We start from the raw sequence: 21,694 nt of genomic DNA, 5'->3' as shown, positions 1-21,694 counted from the left end.
GTCGATTTAGAAGCGTCATCTGTATCCGTTGAACTGTCAGGGGCAGAACAGCCTGCTGAAGAGGGGACAATCCTTGAGGCCAGGGAAGAAGAGGCTGTTCTGGAAATGAATGAGCTGTCTGTTGAAGAAGCAGCAGATACAGCGTATTCTAACCTGCCGGCTGAAGAAGATGTTACAGCTGCGGAAATGCCCGTTTCCGCACTTAGCATGGATCCACTTGAGACAGCTGATTCAGAAGAGGATGCTCCGTCCATGACGGATGCTGTCCCTGCTAATGGACCTGAGAAGGAGCCGATAACGGAAAAGCCGGTATTTGACCTCTCCTTGGCCGTTAATGAGGCTGCCGAAGAAAAGGCTGAGTCTGTAAGTGAAACCCCTGTAGAGGCAGAGCAAGAGAATCCTGCTCAGGATGAGAGTGCCGCGGAGCCGAAGCTCGAAGTCATTACTTCTGGAATTGGCGAAGATGAGGACCGCAAAGCAGAGCGGGCGCGAAGAATTGAGGAGCGGAGAAAGCATATCCCATTCAATGTTCTGATGCTGAAACAGGATAAGGCAAGAATGGCTGGCAGAAAAGAGGAGAAACCTCAACAGACATCACAGGAGCCGGCCATCCTGGCAGATAAAAAAAAACAAAATGAATCCTACAGCTACCCGGATATTTCCATCCTGAAGCCGAAAATGGCTGTTCAGGAGGATTCTGATTGGCTGGCTGAGCAGGCGGAATTGCTCGATCAGACTCTTGAACAATTCAATGTAAAAGCAAAGGTATTTGCTTATTATCAAGGACCTTCTGTTACAAGATTTGAGGTCCAGCCGGAACCGGGCGTTAAGGTAAGCAAAATCACGAATTTGAGTGATGACTTGAAGCTTTCCCTTGCCGCAAAGGATATCCGTATAGAGGCGCCTATTCCTGGTAAGCGAATGATTGGCATTGAGATTCCGAATCTGCGCACTCGCCCTGTCTATTTGCGGGAAGTGCTGGAGGAGGATGTATTCCTGCAGTCAGATTCACCGCTGACAACGGCAGTCGGTCTTGATATTTCAGGTAACCCGATTGTGACAGACTTGAAGAAAATGCCGCACGGCTTGGTGGCTGGCTCTACCGGATCAGGTAAAAGCGTGTTTATCAACTCCATCTTAGTGAGCTTATTGTATAAAGCCAATCCGAGTGATGTCCGGCTGCTATTGATTGACCCGAAAATGGTCGAACTTGCTCCGTATAATCATATTCCACATTTGGCTGCCCCTGTAATTACGGATGTGAAGGCGGCAACAGCAGCCTTGAAATGGGCGGTGGAGGAGATGGACAGGCGCTATGAGCTCTTTGCTCACTCCGGGGCACGAGATATTGTCCGATATAATCAAAAGGCTGTTGAATCCGGCCAACTTGAGCATAAGCTCCCATACTTGGTCATCATTATTGATGAGCTTGCGGACTTGATGATGATGTCTCCTGCTGATGTGGAAGAAGCCATTTGCCGAATTGCACAAAAGGCGAGGGCGTGCGGTATTCATTTACTGGTGGCGACACAACGGCCATCAGTGGATGTAATTACTGGATTAATCAAGGCGAATATTCCAACGCGGATTGCCTTCTCGGTGTCCTCTCAGGTAGATTCAAGAACGATTCTCGACCAAGGCGGCGCAGAGAAGCTGTTAGGCCGAGGAGATATGCTCTTCCTGGAAAATGGCACATCGAAAACGGTTCGTTTGCAGGGGACCTTTGTGACAGATGATGAAATCGAGCAGGTTGTTGAGTATGTAAAAAGCCATGCGAAACCGAATTACATGTTTGAACCGTCTGACTTGCTCAAGCATGCGGATGTGCAGGAAGAAAAGGATGAACTCTATTTTGAAGTGTGTGAATTCGCGGTTGAAATGGGAGGTGCCTCTATTTCAAGCATCCAACGCCGTTTCCGAATCGGATACAATCGAGCTGCAAGATTGATTGATATTATGGAACGGGAAGGTGTTCTGTCAGAGGCAAGAGGAAGCAAGCCTCGAGAGGTCCTCATTTCACAGGCAGATTTAGAAGCTATCCAGGACTCTCACCTGCCTTATTAAAGTCTTGCCTAATCTTTGGGGGTTCCTTTGTCAGAAAGGAAGCCCCATAAGATTTTGCAGATTGTAAAGAAAGGTGAGCAAAATCGAGATAAATCAATCAACTCTTTGGATAGAATAAAGGATATAAAGTAAAATTGTTCCTCTAAAAAAGAGGAAGGAAAGAAAAAGTGTACTAAATCATCTAATAGGTTTATAATCATACAAGTTGTGTTATTATTCTATGGTGATTTATTATGTGTTTTCGTACGTCCACTTTAAATAAGAAATCTGCATGAAAGGCTTAAAGAGCCGAAAATAGCAAAAAAATGAAACCGTCATATACTGTTATACAGGATAGACGTTTGTTGGAGGTTCATTCTATGACAGTTTATCACTTCGTAGGGATAAAAGGATCGGGGATGAGTGCACTCGCCCAAATCCTGCATGATATGGGATACCAAGTACAAGGTTCCGATTATGAGAAACGTTTTTTCACCCAGGCAGCTTTAGAAAAAGCCGGCATTAAAATTTTGCCGTTTAACAAAGAAAATATTGAACCAGGTATGACTGTTATTGCTGGAAATGCTTTTCCAGACAGTCACGACGAAATTGTGAGAGCTCTTGAATTAGGGCTGCCGGTTATCCGTTACCCTAGATTCCTTGGAGATTTTATTAAAAAGTTCGTCAGCATCGCCATCACAGGTGCGCATGGCAAAACATCTACTACTGGATTGATGGCGCATGTCATCAGCGGCGCGGAGCCTACATCCTTCTTAATTGGGGATGGCACAGGCAAGGGGCAGGTTGATTCGAAATATTTCGTATTCGAAGCCTGTGAATACCGCCGTCATTTCCTATCCTATCAGCCTGATTATGCGATCATGACGAATATTGATTTTGATCATCCTGATTATTTCTCTAATCTGGAGGATGTGTTCTCAGCCTTCCAAGAGATGGCCCTTCAAGTCGAAAAGGGAATCATCGCTTGCGGAGATGATGAACAGCTTCAGAGGATTCAAGCGAAAGTTCCGGTTATTTTTTATGGACTTAACGAGGAGAACGATTTCCAGGCCAAAAATATCGTGACTTCTGAACTAGGCACAACGTTTGATGTGCATGTGCGCAATAATTACTATGAGACGTTCACCATCCCGATGTTCGGCCGTCATACCGTCTTAAATGCGTTAGCCGTTATTGCATTATGCCATTATGAAGGAATTGACGTGGAAGTCATCAAGGAACGCCTGTTAACCTTTAATGGCGTGAAGAGAAGATTCTCCGAGAAGAAGGTCGATAACCAAATCCTGATTGATGATTATGCTCATCATCCAACAGAAATCCGAGCAACGATTGATTCAGCTCGTCAAAAATATCCAGGTCGTGAGGTTGTAGCTGTATTCCAGCCGCACACATTCTCAAGAACACAGAAATTCCTGGATGATTTCGCTGAGGTACTTGCTGAGGCAGATAAGGTTTACTTATGTGAAATCTTCGGTTCAGCACGTGAATTGAACGGCAAGCTCTCCGTTAAGGATTTATGTGAGAAGATTGATGGAGCTGAAATCATTCAAGAGGATGATCCATCTGTGTTGAAAAACCACCCGGACGGCGTGTTGCTGTTCATGGGGGCAGGGGATATTCAAAAGGTTCAGGCAGCTTACGAGAATTTAATTACAAACTAATAAGAAAGACCCTCCAGCATATCTGGAGGGTCATTTTTTATTTCAGGTTTTCTGGATTCAAGGCTAAGAGATCAGGATGAACAAAGATGCCGTCCTTGCGGATCAATTGGTTGTCGAAGTAGATTTCTCCGCCGCCGTAATCCTTGCGCTGAATATTGACAAGATCCCAGTGGATGCTTGATTGATTGCCATTATACGCTTCCTCATAGCATTGGCCAGGGGTAAAGTGGAAGCTTCCATCGATTTTCTCATCGAAAAGAATATCCTGCATCGGCTCTGTGATAAACGGGTTTACGCCAATAGCGAATTCGCCGACGTATCTTGCCCCTTCATCAGTATCGAAAATTTGATTGATACGCTCGGTATCATTTGCCTCAGCTTTGATAATTTTGCCATTTTCAAAGGTAAGACGTACATTCTCAAAGGTAAAGCCTTGGTAAGGAGAAGGCGTATTATACGTAATGGTTCCATTCACGGAATCACGTACAGGAGCAGTGTAAACCTCACCGTCAGGAATATTACGGCGGCCCGCACATTTAACTGCCGGAATATCCTTGATAGAAAAAGTAAGGTCGGTTCCAGGGCCTGTGATGCGGACCTGATCAGTTTGGTTCATAAGATTTACAAGACCTTCCATTGCCTCGGCCATTTTTTCATAGTCTAAATTACATACATTGAAGTAGAAATCTTCAAAGGCTTCTGTACTCATTTTCGCTAATTGGGCCATTGAATTTGTCGGGTAACGGAGCACGACCCATTTTGTTTTCGGAACACGAATGCCGAGATGGACATCCTGTGTAATGGATTTGCTGAATATTTTCATTTTCTCAGATGGGACATCTGAAAGTTCTGAAATATTATCTCCTGCACGAAGTCCTATGTATGCATCCATCTCCTTCATGACAGCTGATTCGAACTGTGCGACCATTTTATATTGCTCTTCTGTCGCACCGAGAAGCAATGATCGTTCAATGGATGGGTCTTTCGTCGTGACGAACGGGTATCCTCCTGCCTTATAAGCCTCCTGCACCAATGCTTTAACTAGCTCTGGCTGAATGCCGATATTTTCAATTAAGACTTTTTCGCCCTTTTGCAGATCAACGGAATAATTGATCAAATTATGGGCTAATTGCTGGATTCTTGGGTCTCTCATTGTTTTTCTCCTTTCCATTTACGCATAGTATCATTGTAACGCAGTTTATCCTAAATATTAAAATTGAAAGCCTCATTGCCTTTATGGATAAAAATCCTTTATAGTTTAAATGAGACAGTAAGGGGTATGAAATTAAGTATATTTTAGAGATGGAGTGAATGTGGAATGGAAATTATTTTGTATTTGAGCGTAGCGCTCATCGCCATTGCTTTTATGGTATTGGTTATTTATCTCTCCAAGACCTTAAAAGCCCTGCAGACGACAATGGAGAGCGTCTCCGGGACATTGGAAGGTTTAGAAACGCAAATGCAGGGAATCACAACTGAAACAACCCTTTTACTTCACAAAACAAACGCGCTGGCTGAAGATCTTCAAGTGAAATCTGAAAGCCTGAATACGGTGGTTGATGCAGTCAAAGGTGTCGGCGGTTCCATTCAAAAGGTTAATGAAACGATTGACCAAGTAACAGACCGTGTACAAATCGCAGCAAATGAACATAACCCGAAGATTGCCCAAGCTGTTCAATGGGGTAATGTGTGTATTGAGCTATTTAATAAATGGAAGGCTAAGAAAGCAGAGAGAGAAGCTGAACAGCAGCAGGAAATCCTTCAAGAATCCCTCCCAGTACCAGCAGCAGAAACCAGATATCAGCGTTCTCATTCATAAATTAATCATTGGAAGGAGAAATGAACAATGGGTAAAAGTGATCTAACAAACAAAACAAACAATACGAAAAGAGATGAAGGGATGTCTTCAAGCAATTTTGTCCTAGGAGCACTTGTGGGAGGAATAGTTGGCGCAGCAACAGCTTTATTCCTCGCTCCAAAGTCAGGAAAAGAACTGCGAGGAGATCTTTCTGAGCAAAGCAGCGCTTTAATGGAGAAAGGGAATGCCTTCAAGCAGACAGCAACTGAGAAGGGTTCTGCATGGAAGCAAACAGCTCAAGAAAAAGGAACTGAATGGATTTCTGTAGCTAAGGAGAAAAGCGCGCCGATAAAAGATGCCGTGAAAACGAAGCTTAGTAAGAAAAATGAGGATATGACATCTGAAGAAACATCCAATATGGATATGACAACACCAGGCATGCAAACAAATATTGCAGTTGATTCACCTGACGATGTTTACGAGGGTGCTGAAGCCATCAGTGATAAAGACCGTGCAGAAGAGGAAACCTATGCGTCTAACGAAACAGGATTTTCTTCCACAGCAAGCGGAAATGCCTCATCAGGAACGACTGCTGCCGCTTCCAGCACGATTAAATCCGTAAAGGTAGAAACGAATACATCCAAAGACAAGGATACGGACAAGAAATAAACCTTATTAACGATAATCTATCATACATGAAAGATGCGGAAGGGGATAAGGGATGAACAAAGTATCCAATGAGAATGAATTTGCTCCATTTTTAGAGCGTGATTTATTCCTATTCATAAAGCACAGCCTCACATGTCCAATCAGTTTGGCTGCCTTTGGTGAATATACGAAATTTACGGAAGTACATCAAGATATTCCTACAGCCTATTTGGCTGTACAGGAAGCAAGGCCGCTCTCCAATCATGTAGCTGAAATAACAGGCATTAAGCATGAATCACCGCAAGCTATCCTTTTCCACAATGGCAAGCCTGTATGGGATGCCTCTCATCAACAGATAACGGCAGAGAAGTTGGAAAAGGCTGTGTTGGAATACTCTAAATAAATGAATGCCGGTATGGGGATATCCATACCGGCTTTTACTATCTATTCATTTCAATACTTTAACGCTTAAAAGCGGTGTAGATTTTTTTCGTGACAATCACGGCTTAATCCGTTATAATAAGTTAAATTATACTGAATAATAGAACATTTTGGCATTAACTCTACTTTTTTCTTACCGATGATTCCGGTCATTGTTAAGCCGCTTTGCAAAACAGAAAGGATGATTGTACTTGAGTAATAAAGAGATGGATCAATTAAGAGAACAACTGGACAGCTTAAATCTGCAATTATTGAATCTCATTAATGAGCGGGGAAGAATCGTACAAAAAATCGGGGAAGTAAAAGGCAAGCAAAGCCAGCACCGATATGATCCTGTCAGGGAAAGAGAAATGCTCAATACACTCATCGAAAACAATGATGGACCATTTGAACGGTCTACGATTGAGCACATCTTCAAGGAAATCTTCAAGGCTAGCTTAGAGCTTCAGGAGGATGACCATCGTAAAGCCTTGTTGGTTTCGCGCAAGAAAAAGCCGGAGGATACGGTTATTACCTTGAAAGGCCATCAGGTCGGCAATGGTGAAGCTTCCTTTGTATTCGGACCATGCGCAGTTGAATCATACGAACAGGTGGCTACGGTGGCTAAGGCCATTAAAGATAAAGGGTTCAAGCTAATGAGAGGCGGTGCTTATAAACCGCGTACATCTCCTTATGATTTCCAAGGGCTTGGAGTGGAAGGGCTGAAGATTCTCAAAAAAGTGGCAGATGAGTATGATTTGGCTGTCATTAGTGAAATCGTCAATCCAGCTGATATTGAGGTTGCGGTCAATTATATTGATGTCATCCAAATTGGCGCACGTAATATGCAGAACTTCGAATTGCTGAAGGCAGCGGGAGCCGTTGATAAGCCTGTCCTGTTGAAGAGGGGGCTTGCAGCAACCATTGAGGAATTCATAAATGCAGCTGAGTATATCATGTCTCAAGGGAACGGTAATATTATTCTTTGTGAACGCGGTATCCGCACCTATGAGAAAGCGACACGCAACACGCTTGATATATCCGCTGTTCCGATTTTGAAAAAGGAAACGCATTTACCGGTTATGGTCGATGTTACGCATTCAACTGGAAGAAGAGATTTATTAATTCCAACAGCCAAAGCTGCTCTAGCCATTGGAGCAGACGGTGTCATGGCAGAGGTTCATCCAGATCCAGCCGTTGCCTTATCAGATTCGGCTCAGCAAATGGACTTAAAACAATTTGATGAATTCGTAAAAGCGGTTCAGCCATTTAGTCAGCATTCTGGTATTAGAATATAATATTGAAGAAAGAACTGCCGGTAGAAGGCAGTTCTTTTTTTCCTGAATGATATTATTCTCTTTTCATTGGGGGAAGCTAAGTATACAATAATTTTATCGTGGGTAATTATGTTTATTTGCAGGAAACGGCGTGTTAGAGTATCATAAGAATAATAATATACTATTGGTTACTTTTTTCTCTAATACTATTGTAGAAAGTTAATTGATGAATTGGGCGGTGTATAAAAATGAATATTACCATCTATGACGTTGCCCGTGAAGCGAATGTTTCCATGGCAACGGTCTCGCGTGTTGTCAACGGGAATCCAAATGTGAAACCAGCAACACGTAAGAAAGTAAATGAAGTTATTGAAAGGCTAGGCTATCGTCCGAATGCGGTTGCAAGAGGATTGGCGAGCAAGAAAACAACAACAGTTGGGGTCATCATCCCGGATATTTCAAGCATCTTCTATGCGGAATTGGCAAGAGGGATTGAGGATATTGCGACTATGTATAAATATAATATTATCCTTAGCAACTCTGACTCCAATCAAGAAAAAGAGCTGCATTTAATCCAAACGATGCTGGGCAAACAAGTGGACGGAGTTGTCTTCATGAGCTCAAACATTACAGACGAGCATATTGAAGAGTTGAAAAAATCTCCTGTTCCAGTCGTTTTAGCCGGAACTGTTGAGGATACGGAGCAAATACCATCCGTTAATATCGATTATAAACAGGCGGTCATGGATGCGGTTGCATTCTTTAAAGAGAATGGACATGAGCGCATTGCCGTGGTGACTGGTCCTGTAACGGATGCGATTACAAGCAAGAAAATCGTTCCTGGATATCATGAAGCCTTAGATAAGGCAGGTCTATCATTCCGTGAAGATTACGTGGTTGAAACGGATTCTACTTATGACAGCGGAATTGAAGCCTTAAACCAGCTGGCTGAACTGAACGAACGACCAACAGCTATTTATGTGTGCTCTGATGAAGCGGCGCTTGGAATCATTCACGCTGCCTATGACAGGGGCATAAAGATTCCTGAGGAGCTTGAAGTAATCAGCTCGGATAATACACGCTTGTCATTAATGGTACGTCCTCGTCTATCGACAGTTGTACAGCCATTGTATGATATTGGCGCAGTATCCATGCGTCTATTGACAAAGTTGATGAATAAAGAGGAAGTGGAAGAGTCCTCCGTCATTCTTCCGCATCGCTTGGAGCTTAGAGACTCCACAAAGAACTAAAAAAGAGCTGAACCTTGTTTATGACAATAAACATTTGGTTCAGCTTTTTTGTTTTCTATGATGTGGCATCCTTATGATTCATTCCTATCTTATTATTCTTGGGTGGTGGTTCTTTGGATGGGGTAGAGCGCTTGCTCCAATGTTTTTCTGTTTTTCTCTGTGATTTCGGCCTTTCTTGGAATAGGCTTGTACAAATCCGGCGGGTCCTCCCATGTCAGTGGCAAGGTCACTGGTGACAGGGGTGACCATTTATCCAGCCATTCCTGCGGGAGTCTGCCGGAGGGAGGAGGGAAATCTGCCATCTCTAACCAGATTCTTGACCATGCCCGCGGGACGACACGCCAAATATCATATCCGCCTCCGCCGACAGCAATCCAGCGGCCGTCACAGTATTCATGTGCCAGCTGATGAGCAAGCCGTGGGATATGCTCATAAATCCGGATGGTAGCTGATAAATGGGTTAACGGATCATAATAATGGGCATCCGCTCCATTCTGCGTAAGAATGATATCCGGCTTAAAATATTCGATTACTTTCCGTAAGGCAAGCTCGTAGCTTTCAAGAAAGGACTCATCCTCTGTAAATGCATCGAGCGGGACATTAAAGGAGAAGCCATAACCTTTCCCATTTCCGCGTTCATTGATATTGCCTGTTCCAGGGAAGAGATACCGCCCTGTCTCATGAATAGAGAGAGTGCAGACATCCGGGTCATCGTAGAATGTCCATTGTACACCGTCTCCATGGTGGGCATCTGTATCAACGTAAAGCACACGTGCATGATATTTCTCCTTCATATACTTGATGGCAACCGAGCTGTCATTATAGATGCAAAAGCCCGAGGCTTTTCCCCTGAATCCGTGATGCAGGCCTCCCCCAAGATTGACAGCATGCCGAGAGCGTCCTTGCAGGACTTCATCCACAGCAGCGAGCGTCCCTCCGACGAGCAGGGCGCTTGCTTCGTGCATATTAGGGAAAATGGGCGTATCCTCTGTTCCGATTCCATAATTGAGGCCTGTATCTGGGTCAAGCTTCCCTTCTCCAGCCTGCTTGATTGCTTGGATATAATCCTCATCATGGACAAGCATTAGCTCTTCGTCTGTGGCCATTCTAGGCTTGATGCAGTTCTCGAGTTTGAGTGCCCCAATCTGTTCGAGCAAATCAACAGTCAGCTGTAATCTTCGTTGATTAAATGGATGTGTATCATTGAATTTATAGCCTTGCATTTCTGGTGAGTAAACAAAGGAAGCCTCTTTCATGACTCCATCTCCGGCCCGGCAGGCCAAATGACCTCAAAACCTTCCTCGGAGAAGCTGTTAATGATTTTGGCGGGATTCATTGTCTGAACTCTTAAGACGAGAACCTTGCTTGCCGGTTCATCTTTATACGGATAAATGAAAATGCTGTTTACATTCGCATTATGCTTCTTAATGATGGCCGCTATTTGGCTCAATGTCCCCGGTCTGTTTTTTACCTTGACTTCAATTTGGGAGCCTGGCTGATTTGCACCGGTTAACTCCACATATGTATGAAGAAGGTCTGTTTCTGTCACGATACCAATCAATTTATTGTCGCTGACAACAGGCATACAGGAGATCCTTTGATCGTAAAAGGTATAGGCAATTTCCTCGACGAAATCGAGCGGGTGGGCGGTGAGGACATCTTTGACCATAATATCACTGACTGGTCTCAATAAATCTTCCTTGTATTCATCTATGCGGAAGATAGAGGGAGTGGCCGAACGAATATCGACATCACATAAAAGGCCGACAAGATTCTGATGATCATCAATAATCGGAATATGCCGGATTTTCTTCTCTTTAACGGTCTCAATGGCTTGTTCGATGGTGGCGTCTTGCGTGAGCGTAATAACATCTTTAATCATGATATCTTCAATAATCACAGAGCGTGCCTCCTCATTAAAGGTGATGTCTTAATACATATACCGGTTCATAAACCTTAATTGATCAAACCTTTGGATGCTTTCGTTACTGACATTCTTTCCTATTCGGGCCATTAAGCAGTTTGCCGGATGGGAGCAGATCTCCGGGTCATCTGTTGCATACCACTCAAGACCTCCCGCACTCATCATACGCTCCATCATTTTGCGGTAATCCCAAACATTCAAGCCGCTTCCTTTTAAATCCCAATGCCAATAATATTCGGTAGTAATAATAATATAATTCTCCATATAATCATCCAGCATAGCGACCTGAAGCAAGTTCTTCCCGACAGAGGCGCCCCGATATTCCCGGATTACTTCAATCGCACCCAGCTCGAGTAAATCCTCCATCTTTCCCTCAGACCATCTTTCAAGCGGGTCTGGATAAAGATAAGTTACATAGCCGACAATGGTGTCTTCATCTCTTGCTATAATAATCCTGCCCTCAGGCAGGTCGCTGATTTGGATTAAGGCTTTATGCTGTTTTTCTGGTATTCGAAATGCGACAAGGCCTTCATGAAATTTGAGTTCCTTCAGGGTATCACCTGTCACTGGGCCTTCAATGATGAGCGGCCCGCGGGGAGTATCCAAGGTTCTCTTGTAATACGTTTTTTTATGTTCCATTCATACACCACCTAGGTCACTTAATAACGTTATTATACAGTACTTTATCGATTGCTTTTGGGCATGGATTTGAACTTTTTACGTCAGCAGAGCATTTATGAGAGGACCTAGGTGATATAAAGCGCTTACATAAATTTTCTAGACTGGTAATCAATCATTCAGCATGGCACTACTCAAAATTGTAACATATTTCCTTAAGTTATCAAATTTTTAAAAAATTGAGATAAATTGGGTTTTATACTATACTAGGAATATCTTTACACTAAACGAGGGGGTAATGGTCAATGAAACTGGAAGCGCTTTCTGTCGAAAAGGGTCAATATAATTTAGCTGATTATGAGGAAACCTATCATCATTTTGACTGGAAGGAAGTCGAAAAGGAATTTTCCTGGCATGAAACTGGAAAGCTCAATGTCGCTTATGAAACAATTGATCGGCATGTTGAGACATTCCGGCGCAACAAGGTGGCACTCTATTATAAGGACCCTAACCGTTTTGAAAAGTATACGTTCAGTGAAATGAAGGATTTATCGAATCAGGCTGCAAATGTATTGAAAGAATATGGACATGTATCAAAGGGAGACAGGGTATTTATCTTCATGCCTCGAACACCTGAATTATATTTTGCAGCGCTTGGAGCGATTAAGCTTGGCGCCATCATTGGTCCTCTTTTCGAGGCATTCATGGAGGGTGCTGTGAAGGACCGGCTTGCCGACAGCGAGGCAAGCGTTATTGTGACGACACCTGAGCTTGCAGGGAGAATTCCCGCAGATGACCTGCCGCATCTAAAGCATATATTCATCGTGGGCGAGAATGTCGAGGAGAAGGGGAAATACATTGATTTCCTTAGTAAGTTCAAGGGAGCTTCAAAGGAGCTTGAGATTGAATGGGTAGACAGAGAGGATGGATTGATTCTTCATTACACATCCGGATCTACCGGCAAGCCGAAAGGGGTCCTTCATGCGCATAATGCGATGATCCAGCATTTACAGACAGGAAAATGGGTGCTTGATTTAAAAGAAGAGGATGTCTATTGGTGTACCGCTGACCCGGGCTGGGTAACAGGTACAGCTTATGGAATATTTGCACCTTGGCTCAATGGGGCTTCATCCGTTGTCACCGGCGGCAGATTCTCGCCGGAAGCATGGTATGAAACAATTGAAGAGTTCCATGTCAGTGTTTGGTACAGCGCACCGACTGCTTTTCGTATGCTGATGGGGGCAGGGGATGAGATTGTCAAGAAATATAACCTCTCGAGCCTGCGCCATGTATTAAGTGTCGGGGAGCCGCTTAATCCAGAGGTCATTAAGTGGGGACAGAAGGTATTTAATAAACGGATTCATGACACATGGTGGATGACTGAGACAGGTGCCCAGCTTATTTGTAATTATCCATGCATGGAAATTAAGCCTGGATCTATGGGGAAACCAATTCCGGGTGTTGTTGCTGCCATCGTGGATGACCAAGGCAATGAGCTTCCGCCGTACCGCATGGGCAATCTCGCCATCAAAAAAGGCTGGCCGTCTATGATGCGCCAAATCTGGAATAACCAGCAGAAGTATGAATCCTATTTCATGCCTTCAGGCTGGTACGTATCAGGTGATTCAGCATACATGGATGAAGACGGATATTTCTGGTTCCAAGGAAGAATCGATGATGTAATCATGACATCAGGAGAACGCGTTGGGCCATTTGAAGTGGAATCTAAGCTAGTGGAGCATCCAGCTGTTGCTGAGGCAGGTGTAATCGGCAAGCCTGATCCGGTCCGAGGAGAAATCATCAAGGCATTCATTGCCTTGAGGTCAGGCTATGAGCCGTCTGATGAACTGATTGAAGAGATTCGTCAGTTTGTGAAGAAGGGATTGGCGGCACATGCGGCTCCGCGTGAGATTGAGTTTAAAGAGAAGCTTCCGAAGACAAGAAGCGGTAAGATTATGCGACGAGTCTTAAAAGCATGGGAGCTGGAATTGCCAACAGGTGATTTATCGACCATGGAGGATTAAAAGAAAAACAAACCAGCCTGTCATGCTGACAGGCTGGTTTGTTTTTCATCCCAATATTCAATCATCTATTTCAATCGTTCCAGTACGGGCACTGATGGTGACCTCTTGAAGAAGGTTATCCGCCGTTTTTACCTCAACTTCATATTCATATTCGGATTTAGCTGGGTTATCCTCCATTTCAATATGCTTCTTGACTGTAAGGACTTCACCATCCACATAAGAAAGGGCAATCTCCTTTGCTTGGCTTTCTGTGTAATGATTATTTTGCTTCGCATAATAATAGCCTAATCCGGCATAACCCCCAATCAGAATAAGACCAAGCGCTGCGATGGAGCTTACTGTAAGGATAATGGCCTTTTTCTTGTTTTTCATTTTCTCCTGTATTGTTTTAATGGATTCCTTCATGGTATTCTACCTCCGTTTTTATTATTTACTCTTTATAAGAGCTTGTATGGTCATAGGATTCCTTTCGCTTGGCATGGCCAGCATAAATGGAGGAAATCCTAAAGCTGAATAAATGATTTGTTTCTTTCTCTTTTCCTCCTCATCTTCATCATAAACAGGAAAGATTAAAGGAAGATTAATATAGTGAAAAAATATAACGTGGATTCCGGTTCCGGATTTTTTGTTTTCATCTTCCCTTAATGCAGGAATGGTATGATGAAGATAAGGATATTAGTAAGGGGGTCTTTACATGAGGATTCTCATAGTAGAGGATGAACCAGATCTAAGGAAGGTATTGTTAAAAAGACTGAGTGCGGAGCATTACAGTGTAGATGCGGTTGATAATGGAGCAGATGCCCTTCATTATATCTCTATGGCAGAGTATGATTGTGTTCTATTAGATATTATGATTCCACAAATCAATGGCCTTGAAGTACTACGAAGGATTCGTGCTGATGAAAATTCCATGCCAGTTCTGCTTCTGACGGCAAAGGATGCGATTGAAGACAGGGTCGTGGGACTTGATAGCGGAGCAGATGATTATTTAGTGAAACCATTTGCTTTTGATGAACTGCTGGCAAGAATACGTGTGTTAACAAGAAGGCCATTAGGTGCTGTGTCAAATATCTTTCAAGTAGATGACTTAAAGGTGGATTGCCATTCCCGCACTGTCACGCGCGGGAATGATGAAATCGAGCTGTCTAGCAAGGAATTTGCTATTTTAGAATACTTGATTCGTCATAAAGGTATCGTCCTTTCGCGTGAGAAAATTGAACAGCATGTCTGGAATTATGATTATGAGGGCGGGTCAAATATTATCGATGTCTATATTCGTTATTTGCGTAAGAAGATTGATAGCGGGCATGAGCATAAGCTGATTCAGACCGTGCGCGGAGCTGGATATGTATTGAGAGGCCAATCATGAAGAAATTATCAATCAAGATGAAGATAACGATTTGGTACACAGGCCTCATGATTCTTATTATGGGATTTGTGTTTGCATTTATTTGGCTGTTCGCTGGACAGGCAGTTACCTATCAAGCGGAGAAACAATTAAAGGAAGCCGCCATTGATGGCGTTGAAGAGATTCGCTTTCAGAATGGACATTACAAGCGGGATGATGACTTTGAATTCTATGACGATGGAGTGAGTATCTTAATTTATGACAATGCTGGAACCTTGCGGGAAGGCAGCCTGCCATCAGGCTTTACTGATCAAGAAATCGGATTGGCTCATGACCGTATCCAAACAGTTGTCAGCCAACAAACCGAATGGATGGTGTACGATTATGAGCTGATGCAGGATGGGCAGAGTGTCTGGATACGAGCCGTGATGTCTATCGATTCATTTTCGAAGACGATGAATATCATCTTCCTGATTGTCCTCATATCCATTCCAATCCTTATTCTATTGGCAGGATTCGGCGGGTATTGGATTACGAAAAAAGCCTTTAAGCCGCTAGAAGAAATGAACCGTGCTGTCAATGAAATCAAGGAGGGAAAGGATTTATCTCAACGTATCCATTTGTCTGGTGCGAAGGATGAAATCCATGGGCTTGCTGATACATTTAACGGCATGTTTGAAAGGCTGGAAACATCCTTTGAGAATGAGAAGCAGTTTACGGCTGATGCGTCGCATGAATTGCGAACACCGACTTCTGTCATCATTTCACAAGCGGAATATGCCCTTACCCAGCTTGACCATCCAGCTGAAGTGAAGGAAGCCCTTCAGTCCATTCTCAGACAGTCGACCAAAATGTCAGAGCTGATTAATCAATTATTACAACTGGCAAGGACTGATCAGAAGAACGCTTCTATTCAATATGAGCTCTTTGATATGAGTGAGCTGACTGAAATTGTTGCGGAGGAAATGCGGGAACTGGCAGACGAGAATGGCAGTTCTGTTGAAATAGACATTCAGCCTGAGTTGAAAATAGAAGCTGACCAAACCTTGCTGATGCGCTTGCTCATGAACTTAATGATGAATGGGATTTCCTATAACAAGGAGAACGGCTATGTCAAAATTAAGCTCTATGAGGACGGAAATGATATTGTCGGGGAAGTATCAGATAATGGAATTGGTATAGCTGAGAGGGAGCAGGAGAAAATATGGGACCGCTTCTATCGCATTGATTCGGCAAGAACAAGCAGGGAAAATGGAAATGCTGGACTTGGACTATCAATGGCAAAATGGATTGTAGAAAAGCATCATGGAACCATTACGGTGAAGAGTCAAATCGGGAAGGGAAGCATGTTTCAGTTTAGGTTGCCAAAGAGGAGAGGTTAGTAAATATTATCGATTGTTTGAACCGGTGGGGAGTAGCCATTGGGCTAAACCGCTATATTTTGCGCTGCTGGACATCAAATGGTCTTTTCTTGCAGATTGAAAAGAGCAGCTGAACCAAGAGAAAGATACTTTCTAATTAAGAAAGGACCTAAATCGCTGGAACTAAAACTTTTAGATAGAAAATTGAGTCACATTTAATTGAACGGCGAAAAGGCCGGAGGAGTTATCTTGCGCATAGACAATAAATCAATCGTATTTGGTTGATGTTCTTTTAATATCATCAAACTCGTATAGTCGTTGAATTGGGACGGCGGCATGGCAGGCAATTAAAATAAAAAAGCTGACCCGAATATCCGTATAAGTTACGGAGCTTGGGTCAGCTTTTTACTTTTTAGAGATGCTTAAGCTGCTTCATCTTCTTTAGGTTCTGCAGATGCTGGCTCTGCAGCTTCAGCAGGTTCGTCAGCTTCTGCCGGCTTATCATCAGCTGGTTTATCATCAGCCGGTTTATCATCGGCTGGTTTATCTGCTGCTTCATCGTCATTTGTTTGTTCAGCTGGCTTAGGCTTTGCGTTTGGTTTGTTTTCTTCTTTTTTCTTATTGTCTTCCTTCTCTTCTTTTTTACTGTCTTCTTTCTTACTGTCTTCTTTCTTCTCATCCGCTTTCTTTTCAGTCTTAAATTCTATCTTATTGGACGGTTTTGAGACATTGCCGGCAATATCTACGGCAACAACATAGTAGCTGCCTGTTCCGCTTGATGTGAAGCTTCTACTGTCGTCTGCCTTGATGGCTGCGACCTTTTTACCGTTTTGATAGACATAGTAGCCAATGACATCATTCTCGCCTGTCGTGCTCCAGCTGAGGGACTTGCCGTTTGCTGTAACAGCTGGGGCTCCTGGCGCTTTTCCATTATCGTTTAATGTAGCACCGCCGACGACCAGGTTTTTGAACGAATCTCCCTTCGGCATGATGGACGATTTATCTATTACATATTGTCCGCCAATACTGTTAAAGAAGTCCGAGCTTACCGCGATACCTTTTTCGGTGAACTCAGAAGGTGTTCCTTTATGGGCGAGATATTTCTTGCCGTTAATGAACACATAGCTTTCACTTGATGTTGGCATATTGCCGCCTCCTTTAGGGAGATGGCTTGCGTTAAAGTAATCGGATACGGTCAGCTGGGCGTTCGAACAGGCAGCTGAAGCCAATGTTCCCGTCAGCATACAGTAAGATCTCTTCACTATACCGCCAGGCATTTGATGCTGGCTTGATGGAGCTATCAGCTTCGGATTAACATCATAAGCTGAGTTAATCAGTTGGGCCCATAAGCTCTGGTTCCGCTGGGAATAGCTCATCCCGCCCGTTTCGACTGATCCGTTTGAGTCATAGCCCATCCAGACGCCGAAGGTCACATTTGGGTTAGTAGCCACAAACCAGGCATCACGGAAGCTTTGGCTCGTTCCGGTTTTACCGGCCCAGTCACTATAGAATTTCAGCTTGTTATTGATTCCGGCTGCTGTCCCAGATTTTAGGACATCCCGCATCATGTCTAGTGTCAGATAGGCCGTTTGAGGACTGAATACTTTCTTTGCCTTTGACTTATGCTCGAAGATGATATTTCCATCGTTATCTTCGATTTTCTCAATCATATACGCGTCTACGAATTCGCCGCCGTTGGCGAATGTGGCAAATGCATTGGTGTTTTCCTCAACTGTGACTCCTCTTTCAAGGGCTCCAAGGGAAGTCGATAGATTAGTATAATCAGCTTCAATCAATGAACTGAAGCCCATTTTTTTCAGGTATTCTGCCGGTCGGCGATTCAATATTTCCTTATATTGCAGCACGGCCGGAATATTGTAGGACCTTTTCAAGGCTTCCCTTGCTGTCGTCAGCCCTGTAATCCCGCCGCCAGCATAGTTCCCAGGTTTATAGCCATTGATGTTTATCGGCGCATTAATCAATGTCTTGGCAGGGTAGGAGACCCCGTACTCGATGGCTGGCGCATACACCAATAATGGCTTCATTGTTGATCCGTTGGAGCGGACCGCCGCAGTCGCATGGTTCAGCTGCTCTCGCTCGAAATCACGTCCTCCGACAAAGCTTAGAATTTTGCCGGTTGAGTTCTCAATCAGAATGGCTCCTGTGTCAATCGGTTCATTGACGATTACAGTTTCCCCTGTTTCGGGGTCTGTTTTTTCCGCAGGGCGGGTTCCTTGATAATAGGAGAAATTCTTCGTGACTTTTTGCATATTGTCGTACATTTTTTTATCAATGGTTGTATGGATTTTATATCCGTTTTGCCTGATTGTTTGGTCAGCAAGATTGTAGTATTGCTGATAAAGGTCATCGTCTTCCTTTAAATCCTTTGCCTTGTATCCGTCTTTCTTGGCGAGAATAGGCATCATGATTTCAATGGCTCGTTTCTCTACCTCATACGTTAAGTAAGGATAGCGCTCTGTGGAGGAAGGCTGTCTTTTCGCTAAATGAGCCTTTACATCATATTTTAGCGCCTCATCATATTCCTTTTTCGTAATATCCCCATTATTGTACATCCGTTTCAGCACGGTTTTCATTCGGTTGAGTCCCGGGCTTATATCCTCCTTCACTTCCCCATATTGAGTGAAGGGTGTGTAGGAATAAGGGTTTTGCGGCAATCCTGCAATGAAGGCAGCCTGCGGCAGTGATAAATCTTTCGCATTAACGCCGAAAATCCCTTGTGCCGCAGTTTGAACTCCGGCAATATTTCGGCCGGATGAGTTGCGGCCAAATGGAGAGATATTCAAATAGGATTCGAGTATTTCATCCTTTTCTAGAAATTTCTCAAGGCGCATCGCCAATAAGATTTCCTTCGCTTTCCTGTCGAATGAAACCTCGTTTGTGAGGATTTGCTGCTTAATTAGCTGCTGGGTTAATGTGCTTCCTCCAGTCTGGACGGCTGAGCCAGTCACTTCTTGGAAGACAGCGCGCATTAAAGCCTTTGGTACGACACCATCATGCTTATAGAAATAGGCGTCCTCTGTGGCAATCAAGGCTTTCTTCACGTGTTCGGATACATTCTCAAGCTTTACTTCCTGGCGCTCAAGGTCTGTGCGCAGCTTTCCTAAATACACATTATCAGAGAAATAGATCTCCGATGTTTCCTCGTAATTTAGCAAACTATTTTTTAATTGTTTTTCGCTGCGTACAGGCTCATCCTTTACAATGGAGGCAAAATAGCCTGCACCGACCCCGCCGGCAAAAAATATGCCAATGATGGTGACGATTATAAATATAAGAACATAATTCCAGACGACTTGATATGTGATGCTTGCTTTCCGCTTGACCGTTGGCTTCGTTGCATATGAGTAGAGGGATTGGGCCCCTTTTTTAAGTTTGTTGAATATTTCTTCCAATTTTTCACACTCCTCTAAGAAATCATGTACATTATAGCATATCGTTGGAAAATCGTATAAAAGATTCTATTATTACCTGAAAGATGTCTAAAATGGGTTTGACAAGGGCAGGATAAATATGATAAAAATTTCATATCATCTATTCATTTAAAAAGCGATGCAATGACAGGAATCCAGTAGTTAATCCGTCCCTGTTTTAGAGAGCCGGTGGTTTGGTGTGAACCGGCACAAACGGTTTAATGAATTACCTCCTGTAGCAGCATTCGTGAAGGCTTTGCCCCCGAGGGCAGGCTGTGTAGCGTATGCCGGTTCCTTACCGTTATAAGGAATTAAGCGGCGGGAAAATGTGATTTATCCCGCAAGTTGGGTGGTACCGCGATTTATTCGTCCCTTCATATTTGTGAAGGGGCTTTTTTGTGTTCAATTTGCTGCACATAGTCGAAAAATGATTCATGCGGGCACATAAGAAAATGAAAAACTATGTTTAGCGTTTTTAACTAATAGGAGGAATGACAATGGATTTACTTCAGGATTTGCAATGGAGAGGCATTATTTATCAACAAACAGATGAAGAAGGCTTAAAGGAACAACTACAGAAGGAAGCAACATCTTTGTATTGTGGTGTTGACCCTACTGCAGATAGCATGCATATTGGTCACTTGCTGCCGTTCTTGACACTGCGCCGCTTCCAACAGGCTGGCCATAAGCCGATTATTCTTGTCGGCGGTGCAACCGGCATGATCGGTGACCCGAGCGGTAAAACGCAGGAACGTCAATTGCAAACGGTTGAAGCTATTCAGCACAATGTTAAATGTCTGCAAAAGCAATTAGAGCGTATCTTTGATTTTGAAGGAGAAAACGGTGCAGTTATGACCAATAACTTTGACTGGATCGGCTCTCTTGATATGATTACCTTCCTGCGCGATTACGGGAAGCATATCGGAATCAACTATATGCTTGCAAAGGATACGATTGCTTCAAGATTAGATACAGGTATTTCTTTCACAGAATTTACGTACACCATTCTACAGGCCATTGACTTTAAGCATTTATATGAGAAGTATAATTGCAAAATTCAGCTTGGCGGGAGCGACCAATGGGGAAATATCACAACTGGATTAGACTTAATCCGCAAAACCCAAGGTGAGGGAGCGAAAGCATACGGCTTAACGATTCCGCTTGTTACGAAGTCTGATGGTACGAAATTCGGTAAAACAGAAGGCGGCGCTGTTTGGCTTGATGCAGAGAAAACAACTCCTTATGAGTTTTACCAGTTCTGGATTAACACAGCGGACCAGGATGTTGTGAACTACTTGAAGATCTTTACCTTCTTATCAAAAGAAGAAATTGAAGCGCTTGAAGCATCTGTTGAAACAGAGCCTCATTTGCGTAAAGCTCAAAAAGCATTAGCGGAAGAAATGACCCGCCTTGTACATGGGCAGGATGCGCTTGATAAAGCTATCAACATTACACAGGCATTATTCAGCGGAAATGTAAAAGAGCTAAGTGCGAATGATATTAAGCAAGGTTTCAAGGATGTGCCATCCTATGTACCGGCAGCTGATGAGGAGCTGACATTAGTCGAGCTGCTTGTTAATGCGAAAATCTCTCCATCTAAACGCCAAGCGCGTGAGGATATTACAAATGGAGCCATCAGCATTAATGGCGATAAAGTAACAGATCTTTCTTATGTAGTGTCTGCTGATGACCGGATTGAAGACCAATTCACCGTCATCCGCCGCGGTAAGAAGAAGTACACATTAATTAAATTTGCTTAATGTACAGATAAACCCAGAAGCTTAAATCAGCTCCTGGGTTTTTATGTTCAGTCTAACAAAAAAACCATCCCAAAAGGGATGGTTTTTCGTAACGGGCAGATTAACGAGAG

The 21,694-nt window shown here is 43.5% G+C and carries 17 protein-coding genes and 1 other annotated feature; of the genes, 11 read left to right on the top strand and 6 right to left on the bottom strand.

Annotated elements, in window-relative coordinates:
- Both ACI35L_RS00585 and murC read left to right on the top strand, forming a co-directional pair.
- Window positions 1–2,064, top strand: a 2,064-nt coding sequence (locus tag ACI35L_RS00585; RefSeq protein ID WP_439801999.1) for a DNA translocase FtsK, incomplete at its 5' end; no start/stop codon positions are given.
- A gap of 359 nt (window positions 2,065–2,423) precedes the next feature.
- Window positions 2,424–3,725: a UDP-N-acetylmuramate--L-alanine ligase gene (murC, locus tag ACI35L_RS00580; RefSeq protein WP_049669841.1), complete on the top strand. Its 1,302-nt coding sequence runs from the start codon at window positions 2,424–2,426 to the stop codon at window positions 3,723–3,725.
- A gap of 37 nt (window positions 3,726–3,762) precedes the next feature.
- Here murC and ACI35L_RS00575 read toward each other — a convergent pair whose 3' ends face one another.
- Window positions 3,763–4,878: an aminopeptidase gene (locus ACI35L_RS00575; protein ID WP_049669842.1), complete on the bottom strand. Its 1,116-nt coding sequence runs from the start codon at window positions 4,876–4,878 to the stop codon at window positions 3,763–3,765.
- A 165-nt stretch (window positions 4,879–5,043) separates the two neighbouring features.
- On the opposite strand from ACI35L_RS00575, the gene ACI35L_RS00570 reads away from it, so the two are divergent.
- The 5 genes from ACI35L_RS00570 to ccpA all read left to right on the top strand — a co-directional run bounded on the left by ACI35L_RS00570 (window position 5,044) and on the right by ccpA (window position 9,118).
- The gene (locus ACI35L_RS00570) at window positions 5,044–5,544 is read left to right on the top strand and encodes a DUF948 domain-containing protein (protein WP_049669843.1); all 501 of its coding nucleotides are present in this window, start codon (window positions 5,044–5,046) and stop codon (window positions 5,542–5,544) included.
- Window positions 5,545–5,571: 27 nt separating this feature from the next.
- Entirely contained in the window at window positions 5,572–6,192 is a 621-nt protein-coding gene (locus tag ACI35L_RS00565; RefSeq protein ID WP_439801998.1) for a YtxH domain-containing protein, read from the top strand.
- 52 nt (window positions 6,193–6,244) lie between these two features.
- A complete protein-coding gene (gene ytxJ, locus ACI35L_RS00560; RefSeq protein ID WP_049669844.1) occupies window positions 6,245–6,574 on the top strand; it encodes a bacillithiol system redox-active protein YtxJ in 330 nt (109 codons plus the stop codon).
- 229 nt (window positions 6,575–6,803) lie between these two features.
- On the top strand, window positions 6,804–7,889 hold the full coding sequence (locus tag ACI35L_RS00555; RefSeq protein ID WP_049669845.1) for a bifunctional 3-deoxy-7-phosphoheptulonate synthase/chorismate mutase: 1,086 nt from the start codon (window positions 6,804–6,806) through the stop codon (window positions 7,887–7,889).
- A 227-nt stretch (window positions 7,890–8,116) separates the two neighbouring features.
- Window positions 8,117–9,118 carry a catabolite control protein A gene (gene ccpA, locus ACI35L_RS00550; protein ID WP_049669846.1) on the top strand — a complete coding sequence of 334 codons (1,002 nt, stop codon included), beginning with the start codon at window positions 8,117–8,119 and terminating at the stop codon, window positions 9,116–9,118.
- 92 nt (window positions 9,119–9,210) lie between these two features.
- On the opposite strand, the gene ACI35L_RS00545 is transcribed toward ccpA, so the two are convergent.
- The 3 genes from ACI35L_RS00545 to ACI35L_RS00535 are packed head-to-tail and all read right to left on the bottom strand — an operon-like array spanning window position 9,211 to window position 11,681.
- Window positions 9,211–10,374 carry an acetoin utilization protein AcuC gene (locus ACI35L_RS00545; protein ID WP_049669847.1) on the bottom strand — a complete coding sequence of 388 codons (1,164 nt, stop codon included), beginning with the start codon at window positions 10,372–10,374 and terminating at the stop codon, window positions 9,211–9,213.
- On the bottom strand, window positions 10,371–11,018 hold the full coding sequence (locus ACI35L_RS00540) for an acetoin utilization AcuB family protein (protein ID WP_049669848.1): 648 nt from the start codon (window positions 11,016–11,018) through the stop codon (window positions 10,371–10,373). Before ACI35L_RS00540 ends, ACI35L_RS00545 begins: the two co-directional genes overlap by 4 nt.
- A 30-nt stretch (window positions 11,019–11,048) precedes the next feature.
- Window positions 11,049–11,681: a GNAT family N-acetyltransferase gene (locus ACI35L_RS00535; RefSeq protein ID WP_049669849.1), complete on the bottom strand. Its 633-nt coding sequence runs from the start codon at window positions 11,679–11,681 to the stop codon at window positions 11,049–11,051.
- Window positions 11,682–11,965: 284 nt separating this feature from the next.
- Between ACI35L_RS00535 and acsA the strand changes: the two genes are divergently transcribed.
- Window positions 11,966–13,684, top strand: a complete 1,719-nt coding sequence (acsA, locus tag ACI35L_RS00530; RefSeq protein WP_049669850.1) for an acetate--CoA ligase — start codon at window positions 11,966–11,968, stop codon at window positions 13,682–13,684.
- Window positions 13,685–13,741: 57 nt separating this feature from the next.
- Here acsA and ACI35L_RS00525 read toward each other — a convergent pair whose 3' ends face one another.
- A complete protein-coding gene (locus tag ACI35L_RS00525) occupies window positions 13,742–14,089 on the bottom strand; it encodes a PepSY domain-containing protein (protein ID WP_439801997.1) in 348 nt (115 codons plus the stop codon).
- A gap of 289 nt (window positions 14,090–14,378) precedes the next feature.
- Here ACI35L_RS00525 and ACI35L_RS00520 point away from each other — a divergent pair, with 289 nt between their 5' ends.
- A complete protein-coding gene (locus ACI35L_RS00520) occupies window positions 14,379–15,053 on the top strand; it encodes a response regulator transcription factor (RefSeq protein WP_049669851.1) in 675 nt (224 codons plus the stop codon).
- Window positions 15,050–16,414 (top strand): sensor histidine kinase, encoded by a 1,365-nt coding sequence (locus ACI35L_RS00515; protein WP_049669852.1) that lies wholly within the window; start codon window positions 15,050–15,052, stop codon window positions 16,412–16,414. Before ACI35L_RS00520 ends, ACI35L_RS00515 begins: the two co-directional genes overlap by 4 nt.
- 401 nt (window positions 16,415–16,815) lie before the next feature.
- Here ACI35L_RS00515 and ACI35L_RS00510 read toward each other — a convergent pair whose 3' ends face one another.
- Window positions 16,816–19,806, bottom strand: a complete 2,991-nt coding sequence (locus ACI35L_RS00510; protein ID WP_049669853.1) for a transglycosylase domain-containing protein — start codon at window positions 19,804–19,806, stop codon at window positions 16,816–16,818.
- A gap of 153 nt (window positions 19,807–19,959) precedes the next feature.
- Window positions 19,960–20,201: a binding site (T-box leader), on the top strand.
- A 120-nt stretch (window positions 20,202–20,321) separates the two neighbouring features.
- Between ACI35L_RS00510 and tyrS the strand changes: the two genes are divergently transcribed.
- A complete protein-coding gene (gene tyrS, locus ACI35L_RS00505) occupies window positions 20,322–21,584 on the top strand; it encodes a tyrosine--tRNA ligase (protein WP_049669854.1) in 1,263 nt (420 codons plus the stop codon).
- Window positions 21,585–21,694 lie beyond the last annotated feature (110 nt).

It is taken from the genome of Pradoshia sp. (genome assembly GCF_051873915.1).
GTDB lineage: Bacteria > Bacillota > Bacilli > Bacillales > Pradoshiaceae > Pradoshia.
Note: the sequence above shows the minus strand (reverse complement) of the source record. Positions and strands in the feature narration are given on the sequence as shown.

Coding starts and splice junctions, on each gene's coding strand:
- ACI35L_RS00545 (WP_049669847.1), bottom strand. CDS start 10,374: ATGAAAGAGGCTTCCTTTGTTTACTCACCAGAAATGCAAGGCTATAAA.
- tyrS (WP_049669854.1), top strand. CDS start 20,322: ATGGATTTACTTCAGGATTTGCAATGGAGAGGCATTATTTATCAACAA.
- ACI35L_RS00565 (WP_439801998.1), top strand. CDS start 5,572: ATGGGTAAAAGTGATCTAACAAACAAAACAAACAATACGAAAAGAGAT.
- ytxJ (WP_049669844.1), top strand. CDS start 6,245: ATGAACAAAGTATCCAATGAGAATGAATTTGCTCCATTTTTAGAGCGT.
- ACI35L_RS00575 (WP_049669842.1), bottom strand. CDS start 4,878: ATGAGAGACCCAAGAATCCAGCAATTAGCCCATAATTTGATCAATTAT.
- ACI35L_RS00570 (WP_049669843.1), top strand. CDS start 5,044: ATGGAAATTATTTTGTATTTGAGCGTAGCGCTCATCGCCATTGCTTTT.
- ACI35L_RS00515 (WP_049669852.1), top strand. CDS start 15,050: ATGAAGAAATTATCAATCAAGATGAAGATAACGATTTGGTACACAGGC.
- ACI35L_RS00535 (WP_049669849.1), bottom strand. CDS start 11,681: ATGGAACATAAAAAAACGTATTACAAGAGAACCTTGGATACTCCCCGC.
- ccpA (WP_049669846.1), top strand. CDS start 8,117: ATGAATATTACCATCTATGACGTTGCCCGTGAAGCGAATGTTTCCATG.
- ACI35L_RS00520 (WP_049669851.1), top strand. CDS start 14,379: ATGAGGATTCTCATAGTAGAGGATGAACCAGATCTAAGGAAGGTATTG.
- murC (WP_049669841.1), top strand. CDS start 2,424: ATGACAGTTTATCACTTCGTAGGGATAAAAGGATCGGGGATGAGTGCA.
- ACI35L_RS00525 (WP_439801997.1), bottom strand. CDS start 14,089: ATGAAGGAATCCATTAAAACAATACAGGAGAAAATGAAAAACAAGAAA.
- acsA (WP_049669850.1), top strand. CDS start 11,966: ATGAAACTGGAAGCGCTTTCTGTCGAAAAGGGTCAATATAATTTAGCT.